At 41.1% G+C, this 15,651-nt stretch carries 19 protein-coding genes; 18 read left to right on the top strand and 1 reads right to left on the bottom strand.

What is annotated here, in order from left to right:
* The first annotated feature begins 61 nt into the window (after nt 1–61).
* Nucleotides 62–1,213: a 30S ribosomal protein S1 gene (rpsA, locus tag NSQ25_RS10455; protein ID WP_024422818.1), complete on the top strand. Its 1,152-nt coding sequence runs from the start codon at nt 62–64 to the stop codon at nt 1,211–1,213.
* Between the two features lie 14 nt (nt 1,214–1,227).
* Nucleotides 1,228–2,283: a type 2 isopentenyl-diphosphate Delta-isomerase gene (fni, locus tag NSQ25_RS10450; RefSeq protein ID WP_065214679.1), complete on the top strand. Its 1,056-nt coding sequence runs from the start codon at nt 1,228–1,230 to the stop codon at nt 2,281–2,283.
* A gap of 216 nt (nt 2,284–2,499) precedes the next feature.
* Here the strand turns inward: fni and NSQ25_RS10445 are convergent, their stop codons facing one another.
* On the bottom strand, nt 2,500–2,631 hold the full coding sequence (locus tag NSQ25_RS10445; RefSeq protein ID WP_064497540.1) for a YpzI family protein: 132 nt from the start codon (nt 2,629–2,631) through the stop codon (nt 2,500–2,502).
* A gap of 180 nt (nt 2,632–2,811) precedes the next feature.
* On the opposite strand from NSQ25_RS10445, the gene NSQ25_RS10440 reads away from it, so the two are divergent.
* The 16 genes from NSQ25_RS10440 (at nt 2,812) to NSQ25_RS10365 (ending at nt 15,602) form a co-directional block, all read left to right on the top strand.
* Nucleotides 2,812–3,354, top strand: coding sequence for a hypothetical protein (locus NSQ25_RS10440; RefSeq protein ID WP_034280415.1), 543 nt, complete (start codon nt 2,812–2,814; stop codon nt 3,352–3,354).
* On the top strand, nt 3,351–4,235 hold the full coding sequence (locus NSQ25_RS10435) for a YIEGIA family protein (protein WP_024422816.1): 885 nt from the start codon (nt 3,351–3,353) through the stop codon (nt 4,233–4,235). Before NSQ25_RS10440 ends, NSQ25_RS10435 begins: the two co-directional genes overlap by 4 nt.
* 6 nt (nt 4,236–4,241) lie before the next feature.
* Entirely contained in the window at nt 4,242–4,436 is a 195-nt protein-coding gene (locus NSQ25_RS10430) for a hypothetical protein (RefSeq protein WP_008344527.1), read from the top strand.
* Between the two features lie 159 nt (nt 4,437–4,595).
* Nucleotides 4,596–5,906 (top strand): ribosome biogenesis GTPase Der, encoded by a 1,311-nt coding sequence (gene der / locus NSQ25_RS10425; protein ID WP_034280419.1) that lies wholly within the window; start codon nt 4,596–4,598, stop codon nt 5,904–5,906.
* Nucleotides 5,907–5,920: 14 nt separating this feature from the next.
* Nucleotides 5,921–6,958: an NAD(P)H-dependent glycerol-3-phosphate dehydrogenase gene (locus tag NSQ25_RS10420; RefSeq protein WP_024428086.1), complete on the top strand. Its 1,038-nt coding sequence runs from the start codon at nt 5,921–5,923 to the stop codon at nt 6,956–6,958.
* 266 nt (nt 6,959–7,224) lie between these two features.
* A complete protein-coding gene (locus NSQ25_RS10415; protein WP_041117835.1) occupies nt 7,225–7,428 on the top strand; it encodes a DUF2768 domain-containing protein in 204 nt (67 codons plus the stop codon).
* A gap of 18 nt (nt 7,429–7,446) precedes the next feature.
* Complete coding sequence (locus tag NSQ25_RS10410) at nt 7,447–8,172, top strand: hypothetical protein (RefSeq protein WP_041117833.1); 726 nt, start codon at nt 7,447–7,449, stop codon at nt 8,170–8,172.
* Nucleotides 8,173–8,376: 204 nt separating this feature from the next.
* Nucleotides 8,377–9,855, top strand: a complete 1,479-nt coding sequence (gene spoIVA / locus NSQ25_RS10405; RefSeq protein ID WP_008344534.1) for a stage IV sporulation protein A — start codon at nt 8,377–8,379, stop codon at nt 9,853–9,855.
* A gap of 374 nt (nt 9,856–10,229) precedes the next feature.
* Nucleotides 10,230–10,508, top strand: coding sequence for a non-specific DNA-binding protein Hbs (gene hbs, locus NSQ25_RS10400; protein ID WP_003215863.1), 279 nt, complete (start codon nt 10,230–10,232; stop codon nt 10,506–10,508).
* 190 nt (nt 10,509–10,698) lie between these two features.
* Entirely contained in the window at nt 10,699–11,268 is a 570-nt protein-coding gene (gene folE / locus NSQ25_RS10395) for a GTP cyclohydrolase I FolE (protein WP_003215789.1), read from the top strand.
* A gap of 24 nt (nt 11,269–11,292) precedes the next feature.
* A complete protein-coding gene (gene mtrB / locus NSQ25_RS10390) occupies nt 11,293–11,523 on the top strand; it encodes a trp RNA-binding attenuation protein MtrB (RefSeq protein ID WP_008344541.1) in 231 nt (76 codons plus the stop codon).
* A 114-nt stretch (nt 11,524–11,637) separates the two neighbouring features.
* A complete protein-coding gene (locus NSQ25_RS10385; protein WP_061109295.1) occupies nt 11,638–12,405 on the top strand; it encodes a heptaprenyl diphosphate synthase component 1 in 768 nt (255 codons plus the stop codon).
* A gap of 3 nt (nt 12,406–12,408) precedes the next feature.
* Nucleotides 12,409–13,113 (top strand): demethylmenaquinone methyltransferase, encoded by a 705-nt coding sequence (locus NSQ25_RS10380; RefSeq protein ID WP_024422810.1) that lies wholly within the window; start codon nt 12,409–12,411, stop codon nt 13,111–13,113.
* Nucleotides 13,114–13,137: 24 nt separating this feature from the next.
* Nucleotides 13,138–14,100 (top strand): heptaprenyl diphosphate synthase component II, encoded by a 963-nt coding sequence (hepT, locus tag NSQ25_RS10375; protein ID WP_061109294.1) that lies wholly within the window; start codon nt 13,138–13,140, stop codon nt 14,098–14,100.
* 129 nt (nt 14,101–14,229) lie between these two features.
* Complete coding sequence (ndk, locus tag NSQ25_RS10370; RefSeq protein WP_024422808.1) at nt 14,230–14,676, top strand: nucleoside-diphosphate kinase; 447 nt, start codon at nt 14,230–14,232, stop codon at nt 14,674–14,676.
* 146 nt (nt 14,677–14,822) lie between these two features.
* A complete protein-coding gene (locus NSQ25_RS10365; protein WP_326136257.1) occupies nt 14,823–15,602 on the top strand; it encodes a protein-glutamate O-methyltransferase CheR in 780 nt (259 codons plus the stop codon).
* The last annotated feature ends 49 nt before the right edge of the window (nt 15,603–15,651 follow it).

The following is a 15,651-nucleotide window of genomic DNA, read 5'->3' as shown; positions in this document are numbered from 1 at the left end:
CACATATTCGCCCAGTCGTTTTAACTAAGCTGTGTAGGTTTGGACCAAGGAGGTTATCGAAATGACAGAGGAAATGAATCAAATCGATGTTCAGGTACCAGAGGTTGGAGATGTAGTGAAAGGGATTGTTTCTAAAGTTGAGGACAAGCATGTCAATGTAGATATCGTCAATGTGAAACAACCTGGTATCATCCCAATCAGTGAATTATCAAGTCTTCACGTTGAAAAAGCATCAGATGTCGTGAAAGATGGCGACGAGTTAGAGCTTAAAGTAACAAAGGTCGAAGACGATGCTTTGATTTTATCTAAACGTGCTGTTGATGCAGACCGCGCTTGGGAAGACCTAGAGAAAAAGTTTGAAACAAAAGAAGTATTTGAAGCTGAAGTAAAAGACGTTGTAAAAGGTGGTCTTGTCGTTGACATTGGTGTGCGCGGATTTATTCCTGCATCTCTTGTAGAAGCACACTATGTAGAAGACTTCACAGATTACAAAGGGAAAACACTCTCACTAGTCGTGGTAGAACTTGACCGCGAAAAAAATCGCGTGATTCTCTCGCACCGTGCAGTCGTTGAGCAAGAGCAATTAGACAAAAAGCAAGACTTCCTGCAAAAGCTTGAAGTAGGCAGTGTGATTGATGGTAAAGTGCAGCGGCTTACTGATTTTGGTGCATTTGTTGACATTGGCGGCATTGACGGATTAGTTCACATTTCTCAACTATCCCATGCGCATGTTGAAAAGCCATCTGACGTAGTAGAAGAAGGACAGGAAGTCAAGGTCAAAGTACTTGCTGTTGATCGTGATAACGAACGTATCTCACTATCTATTAAAGAAACATTACCAGGACCTTGGAGCCAAATTGGTGAAAAGGTAAAACAAGGTGATGTGCTTGAAGGAACCGTTCAACGTCTTGTGAGCTTTGGTGCATTTGTTGAAATTCTGCCAGGTGTAGAAGGACTTGTGCATATTTCCCAAATCTCTCATAAACATATCGGCACGCCGCAAGAAGTCCTTGAAGAAGGGCAGACTGTGAAAGTGAAAGTGCTTGATGTGAATGAAGACGAAGAGCGCATCTCACTAAGCATCCGTGATTTAGAAGAAAATCCTGAAAAACAAATCGAAGAGGATTATCGTCAATATCAGGCGAAAGAAGAAAACACAAGCGGATTCCAGCTTGGTGATCTGATCGGCGATAAACTCAATAAACTAAAATAATTTGGTGATCAAAATTGACGCGAGCAGAAAGAAAGAAGCAGCATATTGAGCATGCGTTGTCCACTGGCCAGCATGCAGCAACAGGTTTAGATGATGTTTCCTTCGTTCACGCCAGTTTACCAGATCTTGCGACATCACAAATTGATACACAAACGACAATTGGCGGACTGACTTTCGGTTCGCCAATTTTTATCAATGCAATGACTGGCGGAGGCGGAGAGTCCACCTATGAGATCAACCGCTCTTTATCGATCGCAGCGAAGGAGACCAATATCCCAGTAGCAGTTGGATCACAAATGGCTGCACTGAAAGATAAAGAAGAAAGACGAACATATGAAGTCGTTCGTAAAGTCAATCCGGATGGAATTGTCTTTGCGAATTTAGGCAGTGAAGCGACAATGAAGCAAGCTCAAGAAGCAGTCAACATGCTCGAGGCAAATATGCTCCAAATTCATCTGAATGTCATCCAAGAGATTGTCATGCCTGAAGGCGATCGCGATTTCAGAGGGGCGCTTGAGCGGATTGCAGCGATCGTTGAATCTGTTGGTGTGCCTGTTGTTGTAAAAGAAGTCGGGTTTGGCATGAGCAAGGAGACGGCAGGAAAGTTATTTCATGCTGGGGTTGCAGCCGTTGATGTAGGCGGATTTGGTGGAACGAACTTCTCCAAGATTGAAAATCTCCGACGCCAAAAAGCACTTCGTTATTTTGATCAATGGGGAATTCCAACTGCAGCGAGTCTTGCTGAAGTACATACAGCCTTTCAGAATCAAACGATTTTAGCCTCCGGAGGTATTCAAGATGCTCTTGATGTAACCAAATCAATGGCTCTTGGCGCATCTGCTGCTGGTCTAGCTGGATTTTTCTTGAAATCATTGACCAGTGGAGGAGAAAGCGGCCTCATCGCAGATATCATGGAACTTCAAGAAGATATCAAGATGATGATGACAGTGCTTGGAGTGAAGACGATTGAAGAACTGAGACAGGCTCAAGTTGTGATCTCAGGGGAAACAAGTCATTGGCTCAAAGAAAGAGGCGTTGACACAACGTACTATAGTCAGAGAGGCATGTGATATCACATGCCTCAGCGCGTAGACAAACCCTCGCATTCGGTGTCAGTCCTGCGTGCCGGTGCTCACGAATGCCAAATTCGCTCCGCCCCGGTACTCGCCCTTCCTAGGGCTGCAAAGGTTTTCTATCACGCTGAAAAGAAGACAAAGATCCAAAATAAAGAACATTTTAGCCCTTTGTCAATAAATCTAAGGCATGTGATTATCACATGCCTTTTTTTATTGATTTCTTTTTCGAGCGCTTTCTGGACCTTCTAATGCTGTTGCACCTTTATGATGAATGGATTGATCGCGGTCAGATTCCACTCTTTTTGACGCCTTTAAACGTTTTTCCTGTCTATCTTTTCCCATCATGTATCCCTCCTCAGGTTATTAGGGTGTCACCTCTTGTTTATTTCATACAGAGCCGGTAACGATCCGCATGTTTAAAAATTGGAGATTTTCCCATAATGTAATTGAGGTGATGAGGCGTTGGAGGCTTTGTACTATTATTGGTCTATATGGTTCGTTTGGATTATGGTGACATTTATCATGGAAAAAAGTTTGTGGCGCAGCGTGCTGGGCATCTGTGTACTTGTCCATATTATATTCAGTCATATCATGATATCCGTTTTAGATATGAGCATCAATGCGGGATTCTTGATGACTTTTTTATATGCATGTGCTGCTTTCGTCATATATAGGCCTAGTTACCGAATGATGAGAATCATGCAATTGGGCTCGATGGTGAGCGCGTATGCCTTTTTTATGATGTTTGCATTATATGACCCTGTTTGGTTCACGATAATAAAGGTGGATTGGGTCGTATTTGCCCTGCTGATCTTAATGTGTATGACATATGGACAGCCGTTAACGGAAAGAATCACCTTATGGATGATGTCAGTATGTCTCGGCGAAGCCCTTTATGCGCTGACGATTCACCGCCTCACATCATCAATTGTCCTAGGGGATCTCTCTTTTCTTTCCTTCGTTGTACAAGGAGCGGTCTTCCTATTAGGTGTCGATCAGCTTGAAAAGCTCTTAAACGCCCGTTCATCAAGAAAATCAGTAAAAGGGGCTGCAAAATCAACATGACAGACTATACGTTTCCTGTGATTATTGGTGTCATCTTTGGGATGGCGGCCAGACTTTACATGTTAAGAACGGATTACCGGCAATACCCGACGTATATTCATGGACAAGTGATTCACATTGCACTTGGTTTTATTGCGTCAGGATTAGGTGCGATCATTATGCCTGCACTAATTCAGGAGGAATTTACAGCGATTACCTTTCTCACTTTGGCAGCCACACAATTTCGAGATGTCCGAAATATGGAAAGAAATACGTTAACCCAAATGGATTCGTATGAGCTTGTCTCACGAGGCAGTACATATATAGAAGGCATTGCCATTGCCTTTGAAAGTCGAAATTATATTGCCATTCTCACTGCACTTATTACAACGACAGCCTGTATTTTCTTCTCGCTTGTTGTTGGAACAGTAGTCGGTATTCTTTGTTTTTTCATGGCAAAGCTATTAATGTCAGGCAGTCAATTAAAGGATATCGTCAGCATTCAAAAAGGGGAACTTCGCTTTGATGGGGCAGGGCTTTATGTGAATGATATATACATTATGAATATCGGGCTGCCTGAAAAGCAAAAGCTCATTTTAGAGCATGGGATGGGCTTTATTTTGACGCCGAAAAATTTCAACTCTGCTACAACGATTGCTAACCTTGGACAGCGGCAAGCCATTTTATTTGATTTATCGAACGTGCTTGGCGTGTACCGCGATTCTGGTGAACCATCGCTCTGTCCGCTAGCAAAACGTGATCTGAATACCGGTACACTTGGTGTGTTCATTTTACCGCAATGGCAGCGTGAAGATTTGGCTGTACGTGTATTAGAAGAGGTGCCTATTTTAGAAAATGCTATAAGAATGCCGACAGATTTCATTAAAAAGAAAGTGAGGTAATAGGGCATGGCGAACACCATTGAACAATTTATATTGGCTGTGGCAACAACTAATAAAGAGCGGGTCATTGGCGGAACAGCGGTTTTTTTCTGTGAAAATAAAGAAGAGCTCGACATGTATGCCATGAATTTAGAGGCCATTTTAGATGGAATTGCACACGGCATTGGAGAAGATCTTTACTTGATTGTCAAACATTTTTAAGTTATTCATTGTGGTCTGATTAAAAATTGATATAATATATAAGTTGAACCCTTCATGTTTGAAGGGTTTATTTCATAAATCTGAATGAAAATTATAAATCCCGGTTGAAACATGATGATGAACATATTGAATCGCGGCTGGATTGAAAGGAAGGGTACTATGGGTAAACCTGTCGTAGCCATTGTTGGAAGGCCCAACGTTGGAAAATCTACAATTTTTAATCGAATCGCAGGCGAAAGAATATCGATTGTAGAAGACACACCTGGTGTAACAAGAGATCGAATCTATAGCTCTGCTGAATGGTTAAATTATGACTTTAATTTAATAGATACTGGTGGAATTGATATTGGAGATGAGCCATTCTTGGCGCAAATTCGCCATCAGGCAGAAATCGCAATGGATGAAGCGGATGTCATTATCTTTATGGTGAATGGCCGAGATGGCGTGACATCTGCGGATGAAGAAGTCGCAAAAATTTTATATCGTACGAAAAAGCCAGTTGTACTTGCTGTCAATAAACTGGACAACCCTGAAATGAGAAGCGATGTGTATGACTTTTATGCACTCGGATTTGGCGAGCCGTTTCCGATTTCTGGAACGCACGGATTAGGTCTTGGTGATCTGCTTGATGCAGTGGCAGAACACTTTAAGAACTTACCGGATACGCAATATGCTGAAGAAGTTGTTCAGTTTTGCTTAATTGGCCGCCCGAATGTAGGGAAATCTTCTTTAGTGAATGCGATGCTCGGAGAAGACCGCGTCATTGTCAGCAACATTGCTGGTACAACAAGAGATGCTGTCGATACGATGTTTACGTACAATCAGCGTGACTTTGTCATTGTCGATACAGCAGGTATGAGGAAAAAAGGGAAAGTATATGAAACAACAGAGAAATACAGTGTACTTCGTGCATTAAAAGCCATTGACCGCTCTGATGTTGTCGCTGTTGTACTTGACGGCGAGGAAGGCATTATTGAGCAGGATAAACGAATTGCGGGCTATGCACACGAAGCTGGTAAAGCTGTTGTCATCATTGTGAACAAATGGGATGCTGTTGAAAAAGATGAGCGCACGATGAAGGAATTTGAGCAAAACATCCGCGAGCATTTTCAGTTCCTTGATTATGCACCTGTCTTGTTTATGTCTGCTCTTACGAAAAAGAGAATTCATACATTAATGCCGTCTATTATCACAGCAAGCGAAAACCATGCAATGCGCGTTCAAACCAATATTTTAAATGATATCATCATGGATGCGGTGGCGATGAATCCAACGCCGACCCATAACGGACAGCGCCTAAAGATTTACTATGCAACACAGGTGGCCATTAAGCCTCCGTCCTTCGTTGTGTTTGTCAACGATCCAGAGCTTATGCACTTTTCTTATGAGCGTTTCCTAGAAAACCGCATTCGAGATGCATTTGGTTTTGAAGGAACACCGATTAAAATATTTGCGAGAGCGAGAAAATAAAAAGGGTGAGCAGGATGAAGAAAATTTCAGTACTTGGAGCAGGCAGCTGGGGAACAGCTCTTGCGCTTGTATTAGCTGATAATCATCATGATGTACACATGTGGGGACATAGACAAGAGCTCATAGATCAAATCAATGAGAAACATGAAAATCATGATTACTTGCCAAATGTCGAACTGCCAGCGTCTATTCAGGCGACAACCGATATGAAGCAGGCTTTAGAGGGGACAGAGGCGGTTATTGTCGCTGTGCCAACAAAGGCCATTCGTGAGGTATTGAAGCAGGCAAATGAGCTGATCTCATCGAAGGTGCCATTTGTCCATGTCAGTAAGGGAATTGAACCAGATACACTTCTTAGAATTTCTCAAATGATTGAACAAGAAGTTCCATCTGAGAAAAGAGAGGCTGTCGTTGTCCTATCAGGGCCGAGTCATGCAGAAGAAGTAGGTCTGCGTCATCCGACAACTGTCACTGTCTCGTCAGAAAACATTGAAGCAGCTCAATTTGTTCAAGATTTGTTCATGAACAATCATTTTAGAGTGTACACCAACCCTGATGTGATTGGGGTGGAAATTGGCGGCGCATTGAAAAATATCATTGCTCTTGCGGCTGGTATCACAGACGGACTTGGATATGGTGACAATGCAAAAGCGGCGCTTATCACTAGAGGACTTGCTGAAATCGCACGTCTTGGCACGAAAATGGGAGGGAATCCCCTTACATTTGCCGGATTAACAGGCGTTGGTGATTTGATCGTGACATGTACAAGTGTTCATTCGCGTAACTGGCGCTGCGGGAATTTACTCGGTAAAGGATACAAGCTCGAAGAAGTGCTTGAAAAAATGGGCATGGTTGTCGAAGGCGTCCGCACAACAAAAGGCGCTTATCAGCTCTCAAAAGAATACAAGGTCAGCATGCCGATTACAGAGGCTCTTTACGGCGTCCTGTTTGAAGGGAAAAAGGTTGACGATGCTGTAGAATCGTTGATGGCACGTGTGAAAACACATGAGATGGAAGACCTTGTGAACATGTTTGAAAACCAAACAAAATAAAAGGAAAGACTGAACTTAGGCATGTAGAGGATGCAAGAAGGGGAAGACTTGCATAACATAGCAATGAAGTTTGAATAGAGCTTTGCCTCTACAGAATGAGGAAAATAGTCGATCCAATGACTGAAGCAGAGTCCCCCTCTTTGCTTCAGTTTTTTTATGCGCTTTTTTCTGAATGATTGGAAAAATGATTGATATTTACCTTATTTTTGGTTTAAAATGAAATATAAACGCTTACAATTCGTTCGTTTTGAAGGGGGACAGGCACGATGAGTTTTGCTTTAATCAAGATGTGGTTTGCGCTTGGTTCAATGGGGCTCATGTTTTTAGCCGTAGTAACCATTTATTTCAGCAGGTTTAAGCTGAAAAGCAAATTTCTTAAAATAACGGCCTCGACCGTTGCGTACAGCTTGATGCTGATATCAGGTATCATTGTGTTTTTAGTTGTCATTAGCGGACCGGTTAATGAATAAAGAAAAAGGAAGAATGTGATGATCAAAGCAAAAGTCAGTGTCACGCTGTTAGCACTTATTTTATTAACAGGATGTCTGTATCCAGAGAATCGCAAAGCTGAGAACCGGGTGCCATACGAAGAGCAGCTGCAAAGTGTACAGACAGCGATTGAGGAATTTCAAAAAGCAACAAATGGTCTTCTGCCTATAGAAACAAAAGAAGCAGACACGCCGGTTTATCAGAAATATGTCATCGACTTTAAGCGCTTGTCACCAAGATATTTACACGATGTACCGTCTACATCTTATGAAGGCGGGGGCGAATATATTTATGTCCTCACAGACGTCGAAAAGAAACCCACTGTGAAACTGCTTGATGTCAAAATGACGCAGACCATCAATGAATTACGGCTTAGAATCAAGGTGTATCAAGATGAACATACATATCCGCCATACGGCAAAGTCGTATCAGCCAATTTATATACGTTAAATGAAAAAAAACTAGGATTAAAATCGCCGCCTGCGGTGATAAGTCCTGTGACAGGGAATTCCCTCCCATTACTGATTTCATCAAACGGTGACATCTATGTGGACTACCGCAGTGATTTTGCTCATATTTTGAAGAATACGAAGCAAAAGCTGAAACCAGGTGAAAACATTCAGGATGTATATTGGCAGGAAACCCCGTTTGTACCCGCGTTTTCTGTCCCATATACCATCAACAAAAAAGGTGAGCCTGCCTTTTTAGAAAAAAAGACGTCATAAACAAGAATGAACCTTTTTCCTCTGCATATAAATGAGGAGAAAGGTTTTTTTATGGCTAAACATACTCTCAAAACAAAAAGGTGTCATATTCAAATAGGACAACGTCATACACATATATTGTCCAGACACCTTTCAAGCACAGTTTGATTGAAGAATAGAGTATTTCATTTGAAAACGAGGATAGCAAGTCCGGGAGGGGATCACTTGGAAAAAGTCGATATTTTCAAGGATATCGCTGAACGAACAGGAGGCGATATATATTTAGGAGTCGTTGGCGCTGTTCGTACAGGGAAATCTACGTTTATTAAAAAGTTTATGGAGCTCGTGGTGCTCCCGAATATCAATAATGAGGCAGATCGTGCAAGAGCACAGGATGAATTGCCGCAAAGCGCAGCAGGAAAAACCATTATGACCACAGAGCCTAAATTTGTACCGAATCAAGCCGCATCAATTCACGTGAGTGACGGTCTTGATGTCAACATCAGGCTTGTCGATTGTGTGGGATACACTGTCCCTGGTGCGCGCGGGTATGAAGATGAAAATGGCCCAAGAATGATCAATACGCCGTGGTATGAAGAGCCAATTCCGTTTCATGAAGCAGCGGAAATTGGTACACGCAAGGTCATTCAAGAGCATTCAACAATAGGTGTAGTGATTACAACAGATGGTTCCATTGGAGAAATTCCAAGACATGATTATATTGAATCTGAAGAACGTGTGATTGATGAACTCAAAGAGGTTGGAAAGCCGTTTATTATGGTCATCAACTCTGTGAGGCCATATCATCCTGAAACAGAAGCGCTCCGGCAGGAACTTAGCCAAAAGTATGATATTCCAGTACTCGCCATGAGCGTAGAGAGTATGAGAGAGCAAGACGTACTCAGCGTTCTTCGTGAAGCATTATATGAATTCCCAGTCCTAGAGGTGAATGTGAACCTGCCAAGCTGGGTGATGGTGCTAAAAGAAGATCACTGGCTGAGAGAAAGCTATCAGGATTCAGTAAAGGAAACTGTAAAGGATATTAAAAGATTAAGAGATGTCGACCGTGTCGTTGGTCAATTCAGTGAATTTGATTTTATCGAAAGAGCGGGTTTAGCAGGAATTGAAATGGGTCAGGGGATTGCAGAGATTGACCTGTATGCGCCAGATGATCTATATGATCATATTTTAAAAGAAGTGGTTGGTGTAGAAATTAGAGGAAAAGACCATCTTCTAGAGCTGATGCAAGATTTTGCTCATGCTAAGACAGAATATGATCAAGTATCAGACGCATTGAAAATGGTGAAGCAGACTGGTTACGGGATTGCAGCGCCAGCGTTGTCCGATATGAGTTTAGATGAGCCAGAAATCATTAGGCAGGGATCAAGATTCGGTGTGAGATTAAAAGCGGTCGCTCCATCTATTCATATGATCAAAGTAGATGTAGAGAGTGAATTTGCACCGATTATCGGAACAGAAAAACAAAGTGAAGAGCTCGTCCGCTACTTAATGCAAGATTTTGAAGATGATCCGCTTTCGATTTGGAATTCAGATATATTTGGCCGCTCCCTCAGCTCCCTTGTCAGAGAAGGCATTCAAGCAAAGCTGTCTCTCATGCCGGAAAACGCAAGATATAAGCTGAAGGAAACACTTGAAAGAATCATCAACGAAGGATCAGGCGGTTTGATTGCGATTATTTTATAGCAAGTGAGACCTCTCATTGATGGGGTCTTTTTTTTGCGTGTAGAATGAGTCATAAAAAGACAATTGTATAAAGATTAGTCAGATTCAGGCTGAAATTAGGAATATTCGTTCGCAAAAGTGCCCTTAATCCTTGACGAATAAGGATTCTTCCCTTTAAAATGCTTGATATGGTATTTCATATGTGTTAATCTACTTACAGAAAATCTTCACTTTGTTGGACAAACATTCCTTCAAAGAGATGTTTTCTAATGAAAAGCCATGTATAACGCTTTCTAGACGCTCTTTTTTTCTGAAAAAGGGTATAGAAAGAAGATGAATTGTGAAGAAATGATAACAATCTACTGAATGCATATTTTTGGGAGGAGGTGAAAGGCATGAACAAGACAGAACTTATTAACGCGGTTGCTGAAGCAAGCGAGTTATCTAAAAAAGACGCGACAAAAGCAGTTGATTCTGTTTTTGATACAATTTTAGATGCACTTAAAAATGGTGACAAAATCCAACTTATTGGTTTTGGTAACTTTGAAGTACGTGAGCGTTCAGCTCGTAAAGGACGTAACCCACAAACTGGTGCAGAGATCGAAATCCCTGCAAGCAAAGTACCTGCTTTCAAACCAGGTAAAGCACTTAAAGACGCGGTGGCAGGTAAATAATCGTTATGTGTAATGATCCTGTTGAAGGAGTTATACATATACAGTTTCACACTGGTCTAGAAAAGCCCCTTTCATAAGGGGCTTTTCCTTTTGAATCAAAAGGTTCGTTTAGAACGCTCTCCTTTGCTTTTAGGATCTGAAGTGTGCTAGAATCTGAATGAAATGTAATCGCCTTTGGAGGATATAATACATGAGTGAAATAAATAAAGAATTAATCGAACACGCAGTACGCGATATATTAAAAGCAATCGGAGAAGATCCGGATCGTGAAGGACTTCTTGATACCCCAAAACGAGTCGCAAAAATGTATGAAGAAGTGTTCTCGGGATTAAATGAAGATCCAAAAGAACATTTTAAAACCATTTTTGGCGAAGACCACGAAGAACTCGTCCTTGTAAAAGATATTGCTTTCCATTCAATGTGTGAACACCACCTTGTGCCTTTCTACGGGAAAGCCCATGTCGCTTATATTCCGCGCGGAGGAAAAGTAACGGGACTTAGTAAGCTGGCAAGAGCTGTAGAAGCCGTGGCAAAACGCCCGCAGCTTCAGGAACGCATTACATCAACGATTGCAGATAGTATGGTGGAAACACTTAATCCGCATGGCGTGATGATTGTCGTTGAAGCAGAGCATATGTGTATGACGATGCGCGGAGTGAAAAAGCCAGGCGCTAAAACAGTGACCTCAGCCGTCCGCGGCACATTTGCAAATGATGCAGCCGCAAGAGCAGAAGTGCTTTCCTTTATTAAAAACGACTAATTCAATAGATGGAAGGTGAACAAAATGAGTGAAAATAAAGCATCTGATTTTGTGGTGATTAAAGCCATTGATAATGGTGTAAACGTCATCGGCCTAACAAGAGGCTCTGATACAAGATTTCACCATTCCGAGAAACTCGATAAAGGTGAAGTGATCATTGCACAATTTACTGAGCATACGTCAGCGATCAAAGTAAGAGGCGATGCTGTCATTCAAACAAGCTTCGGCGAAATTCAAAGCGAAGCAAAGAAATAAAGAACTTGTAGCACTTGATAGCATAAAAGTGAGAGCTGATATGGTATAATAAATCTCTATACAATGTGCAGGTCTACATATGAAACTGTAATTTTTGGGACAAGGGTGATATCTTTGCAAGACATCTACGGAATTTTATCTAATCTAAATATAAAATTAAATAAAAAGCTTTCTCATCCTTATTTGGCGAAGCATTTACGCGCACCACTCATCGATGAAGATAAGCTCCTTCTTTTTCATGCAATGTTTGAAGAAGCTCAAATTGATGCAGAGAAAAAAGAAAATTATATTTTAACGGCGATGCTTGTGCAAATTGCCCTTGATACCCATGACGAAGTCACAACTGCTGCAGCCATCAAGCAAGACGAATTCAAAAATCGTCAGCTGACCATCCTGGCAGGAGACTATTTCAGTGGTCTCTATTATTCTCTTCTCTCTGACATGAAAGACATTTATATGATCCGCACGCTCGCTACGGCGATCAAAGAGATCAATGAACATAAAATTAGACTGTATGACCGGTCCATTCAAGATGCAGCGCACTTTTACAAAAGTGTAGCTACAGTTGAATCTGCGCTTTTCCAAAGGATTTCTGAGCACTTTCAATTAACGCATTGGAATGAGATTGCAAGTCGTTTTCTTGTTTATAAACGCTTCATGAAACAAGCAGAAAATGACAAACATTTAAAACTTTTTTTGAACGATCGTTATACGGACGCCTATTCATGTTTTGACAATTTTGAGAATGAAGGCTATGAAAAGGCCAAACGACCGATCAAGGAGCATCTTGTGTCATCTCCGGTCGTTCAAAAAGAGCTATTAAATCGCTTGGATCATATGAAAAATGAGCCTGCGTACCATCAGAAAGTGGAAGAAGGGTAAGTCATGCAGCAATCAAAAGAACAGCGAGTACACGGTGTATTTGAAAAAATTTATAAAAACTACGATCAAATGAACTCTGTCATCAGCTTTAAACAGCATAAAAAATGGCGCGATAAAACAATGAAACTTATGAATGTGCAAAAAGGCTCTAAAGCATTAGATGTATGCTGCGGAACAGCCGATTGGACAATTGCGCTTGCAGATGCTGTTGGAGAAAAAGGTGAGGTCAAAGGCCTTGATTTTAGCAAAAATATGCTGAGTGTTGGAGAAACGAAGGTGAAGACTGGGGGCTACAAACAAATTGAATTGCTTCATGGCAATGCGATGGAGCTTCCTTTTGAGGACAACTCATTTGATTATGTCACCATCGGTTTTGGACTTAGAAACGTTCCTGATTATTTAACGGTGCTAAAGGAAATGACAAGAGTAGTGAAGCCTGGCGGAATGGTTGTCTGTCTTGAGACATCACAGCCTGAGATGATCGGTTTTAAACAGGGCTACTACATCTATTTCAAATACATTATGCCGCTCTTTGGTAAACTGTTTGCCAAAAGTTATCAGGAGTATTCATGGCTTCAAGAATCAGCCAAAACGTTCCCTGGCATGAAAGAGCTGGCGGCTCTGTTCGAAGAGGCCGGGTTGTCTGATGTCTCGTATCATCCATTTACAGGCGGTGTAGCAGCAACACATATCGGAAAGAAGCTTTGAATAAACGATATTTGGGTGAAGATAATGAAACTAAAAGCAATGATCTCTTTTTTAAATCATGATATCGATATAATTGAAAAAGAGCTTGAACAAACCGTTCGCTCTGATTATGCATTATTAAGTGAAGCAGGTCTTCATTTGCTGCAAGCGGGCGGAAAACGAATCCGCCCCGTTTTTGTTCTCCTTTCAGGCATGTTTGGTGACTATGACATTAATAAAATTAAATATGTTGCCGTTGCCCTTGAGCTGATTCATATGGCATCACTTGTTCACGATGATGTCATTGATGATGCAGAGCTGAGAAGAGGCAAACCAACCATAAAGGCAAAATGGGATAACAGAATTGCCATGTACACAGGGGATTATATGTTTGCGAGATCACTTGAATACATGACAAAAATCAATCACCCAATGGCACATGAAATTTTGTCAAAAATGGTTGTTGAGCTTTGTCTTGGTGAGATAGAGCAAGTGAAAGATAAATATAATATGGATCAAAACCTGCGTACATATTTAAGAAGAATCAAACGAAAAACAGCCTTGCTTATTGCAGGCAGCTGTCAATTAGGCGCCATTGCAGCAGGAACAGATGAAAAAACACATAAAGCCCTCTATTGGTTTGGATACTATGTCGGCATGTCCTATCAAATCATTGATGATGTCCTTGATTTCACATCAACTGAAGAAGAGCTGGGCAAGCCTGTCGGAGGAGACCTTTTACAAGGGAATGTCACACTCCCAGTCTTATATGCACTGAAAAATCCGACACTAGAAGGCCAATTGAAGCTGATCAATAGTGAAACGACGGAGAAGCAGCTGAAGCCTGTCATTGAAAGCCTCAAACAAACAGATGCGATTGACCGCTCGATTCGAGTGAGTGAAATGTATTTGAAAAAAGCTTTTGAACAGCTCGACAAACTTCCTCGAGGACGAGCGAGAACGTCCCTCGCCTCCATTGCAAAATATATTGGGAAACGAAAATTCTAATCAACGTGATGTTGATTGGTTTTTTTGTGAAATTTTTTGTCAAAAATTGATTATTATAAAAAAAAATGATACGATCACTTTGTAACAATGTAAGCCTATACATACATAACGACGGGGTGGAAAACGTATATGGACAAAACATTTCTTATGGTCAAACCTGATGGTGTGGAAAGACAATTAATCGGTGACATTGTGTCAAGATTCGAAAAAAAGGGGCTTCAGCTTGTTGGTGCAAAACTAATGAGTATTCCAAAGGAAGTAGCAGAAACACATTACGGAGAGCATAAAGAAAAACCATTTTTCGGGGAATTGGTTGACTTTATTACGTCAGGACCTGTATTTGCAATGGTATGGCAAGGTGAACAGGTAGTAGACGTAACAAGACAGATTATCGGCAAAACAAATCCAAAGGAAGCGCTTCCAGGAACAATAAGAGGAGACTATGGATTGACTGTTGGGAAAAACATTATCCATGGGTCTGACTCACCAGAAAGTGCTGAAAGAGAAATTAACTTATTCTTCAAACAAGAAGAACTCACAAGCTGGGATCAAACCATCTCAAGCTGGATTTATTAAGATTCAAGCCAAGGTGTTCATCTAATGGGCACTTTGGCTTTTTTTTATATTGAACTTTCTGCACGAAATTTCGCATGAGAAGATACAAATTTTCGATAAAAACAGCTATACTAGGACAAAGATAGATGAGACAGGAGAGGACATTGATGGATCCATATCAAGTTTTTGTTGGAAAATGGAAAAAACTAACCGGGGTTGATCTGAATTTATATAAAGAAGCACAAATGAAACGGAGATTAACATCACTTTATGATAAAAAAGGATATAGAGATTTTGAAGCATTCGCGGCCGCGCTTGAAAAGGACAGAGCATTATTAGATGAGACGATGGACCGCATGACGATAAATGTGTCAGAATTTTACCGAAACTATCAGCGCTGGGAAGTACTTGATCAAAAAATTCTGCCGCTGCTTTCGAAAAATGGCGGCACCTTAAAGATTTGGAGTGCAGCATGTTCGACAGGAGAGGAGCCATATACACTCTCCATGCTGCTGTCAAGCCATCCTCTTGTGAAAGACTTCCAAATTATTGCCACTGATATTGATGATAAAGTTCTGCAGTCAGCTCAAAAAGGCAGATATCATGAACGCTCTCTGCAAGAGGTGCCAGATCATATCAAGCAAAAATATTTCACAAAAGGAGATTCTTCATTTTACATTGTGAAGGATGAGGTTCGAAAGCATATTCAATTTAAGAAGCACAACCTTTTAGCAGATCCATATGAAAAACAGCTTGACCTCATCGTCTGCCGAAATGTACTGATTTACTTTACTGAAGAGGCAAAAGAAGAAATTTACTTAAAAATGAGCAGCAGTTTAAAACAAAATGGCGTATTATTTGTTGGTTCTACAGAGCAAATTTTTCACCCAGAAAAGTTTGGACTGACATCTGCTGATACTTTCTTTTATCAAAAGAAGGGTATGTAGCTGACTTTTTAGTAGCAAGTGTGTTATTATATTTTTACTTAAAAGCGTT

The sequence above is a fragment of the Bacillus sp. FSL R5-0512 genome (assembly GCF_038593295.1).
Lineage (GTDB): Bacteria > Bacillota > Bacilli > Bacillales > Bacillaceae > Bacillus > Bacillus safensis.
Note: the sequence above shows the minus strand (reverse complement) of the source record. Positions and strands in the feature narration are given on the sequence as shown.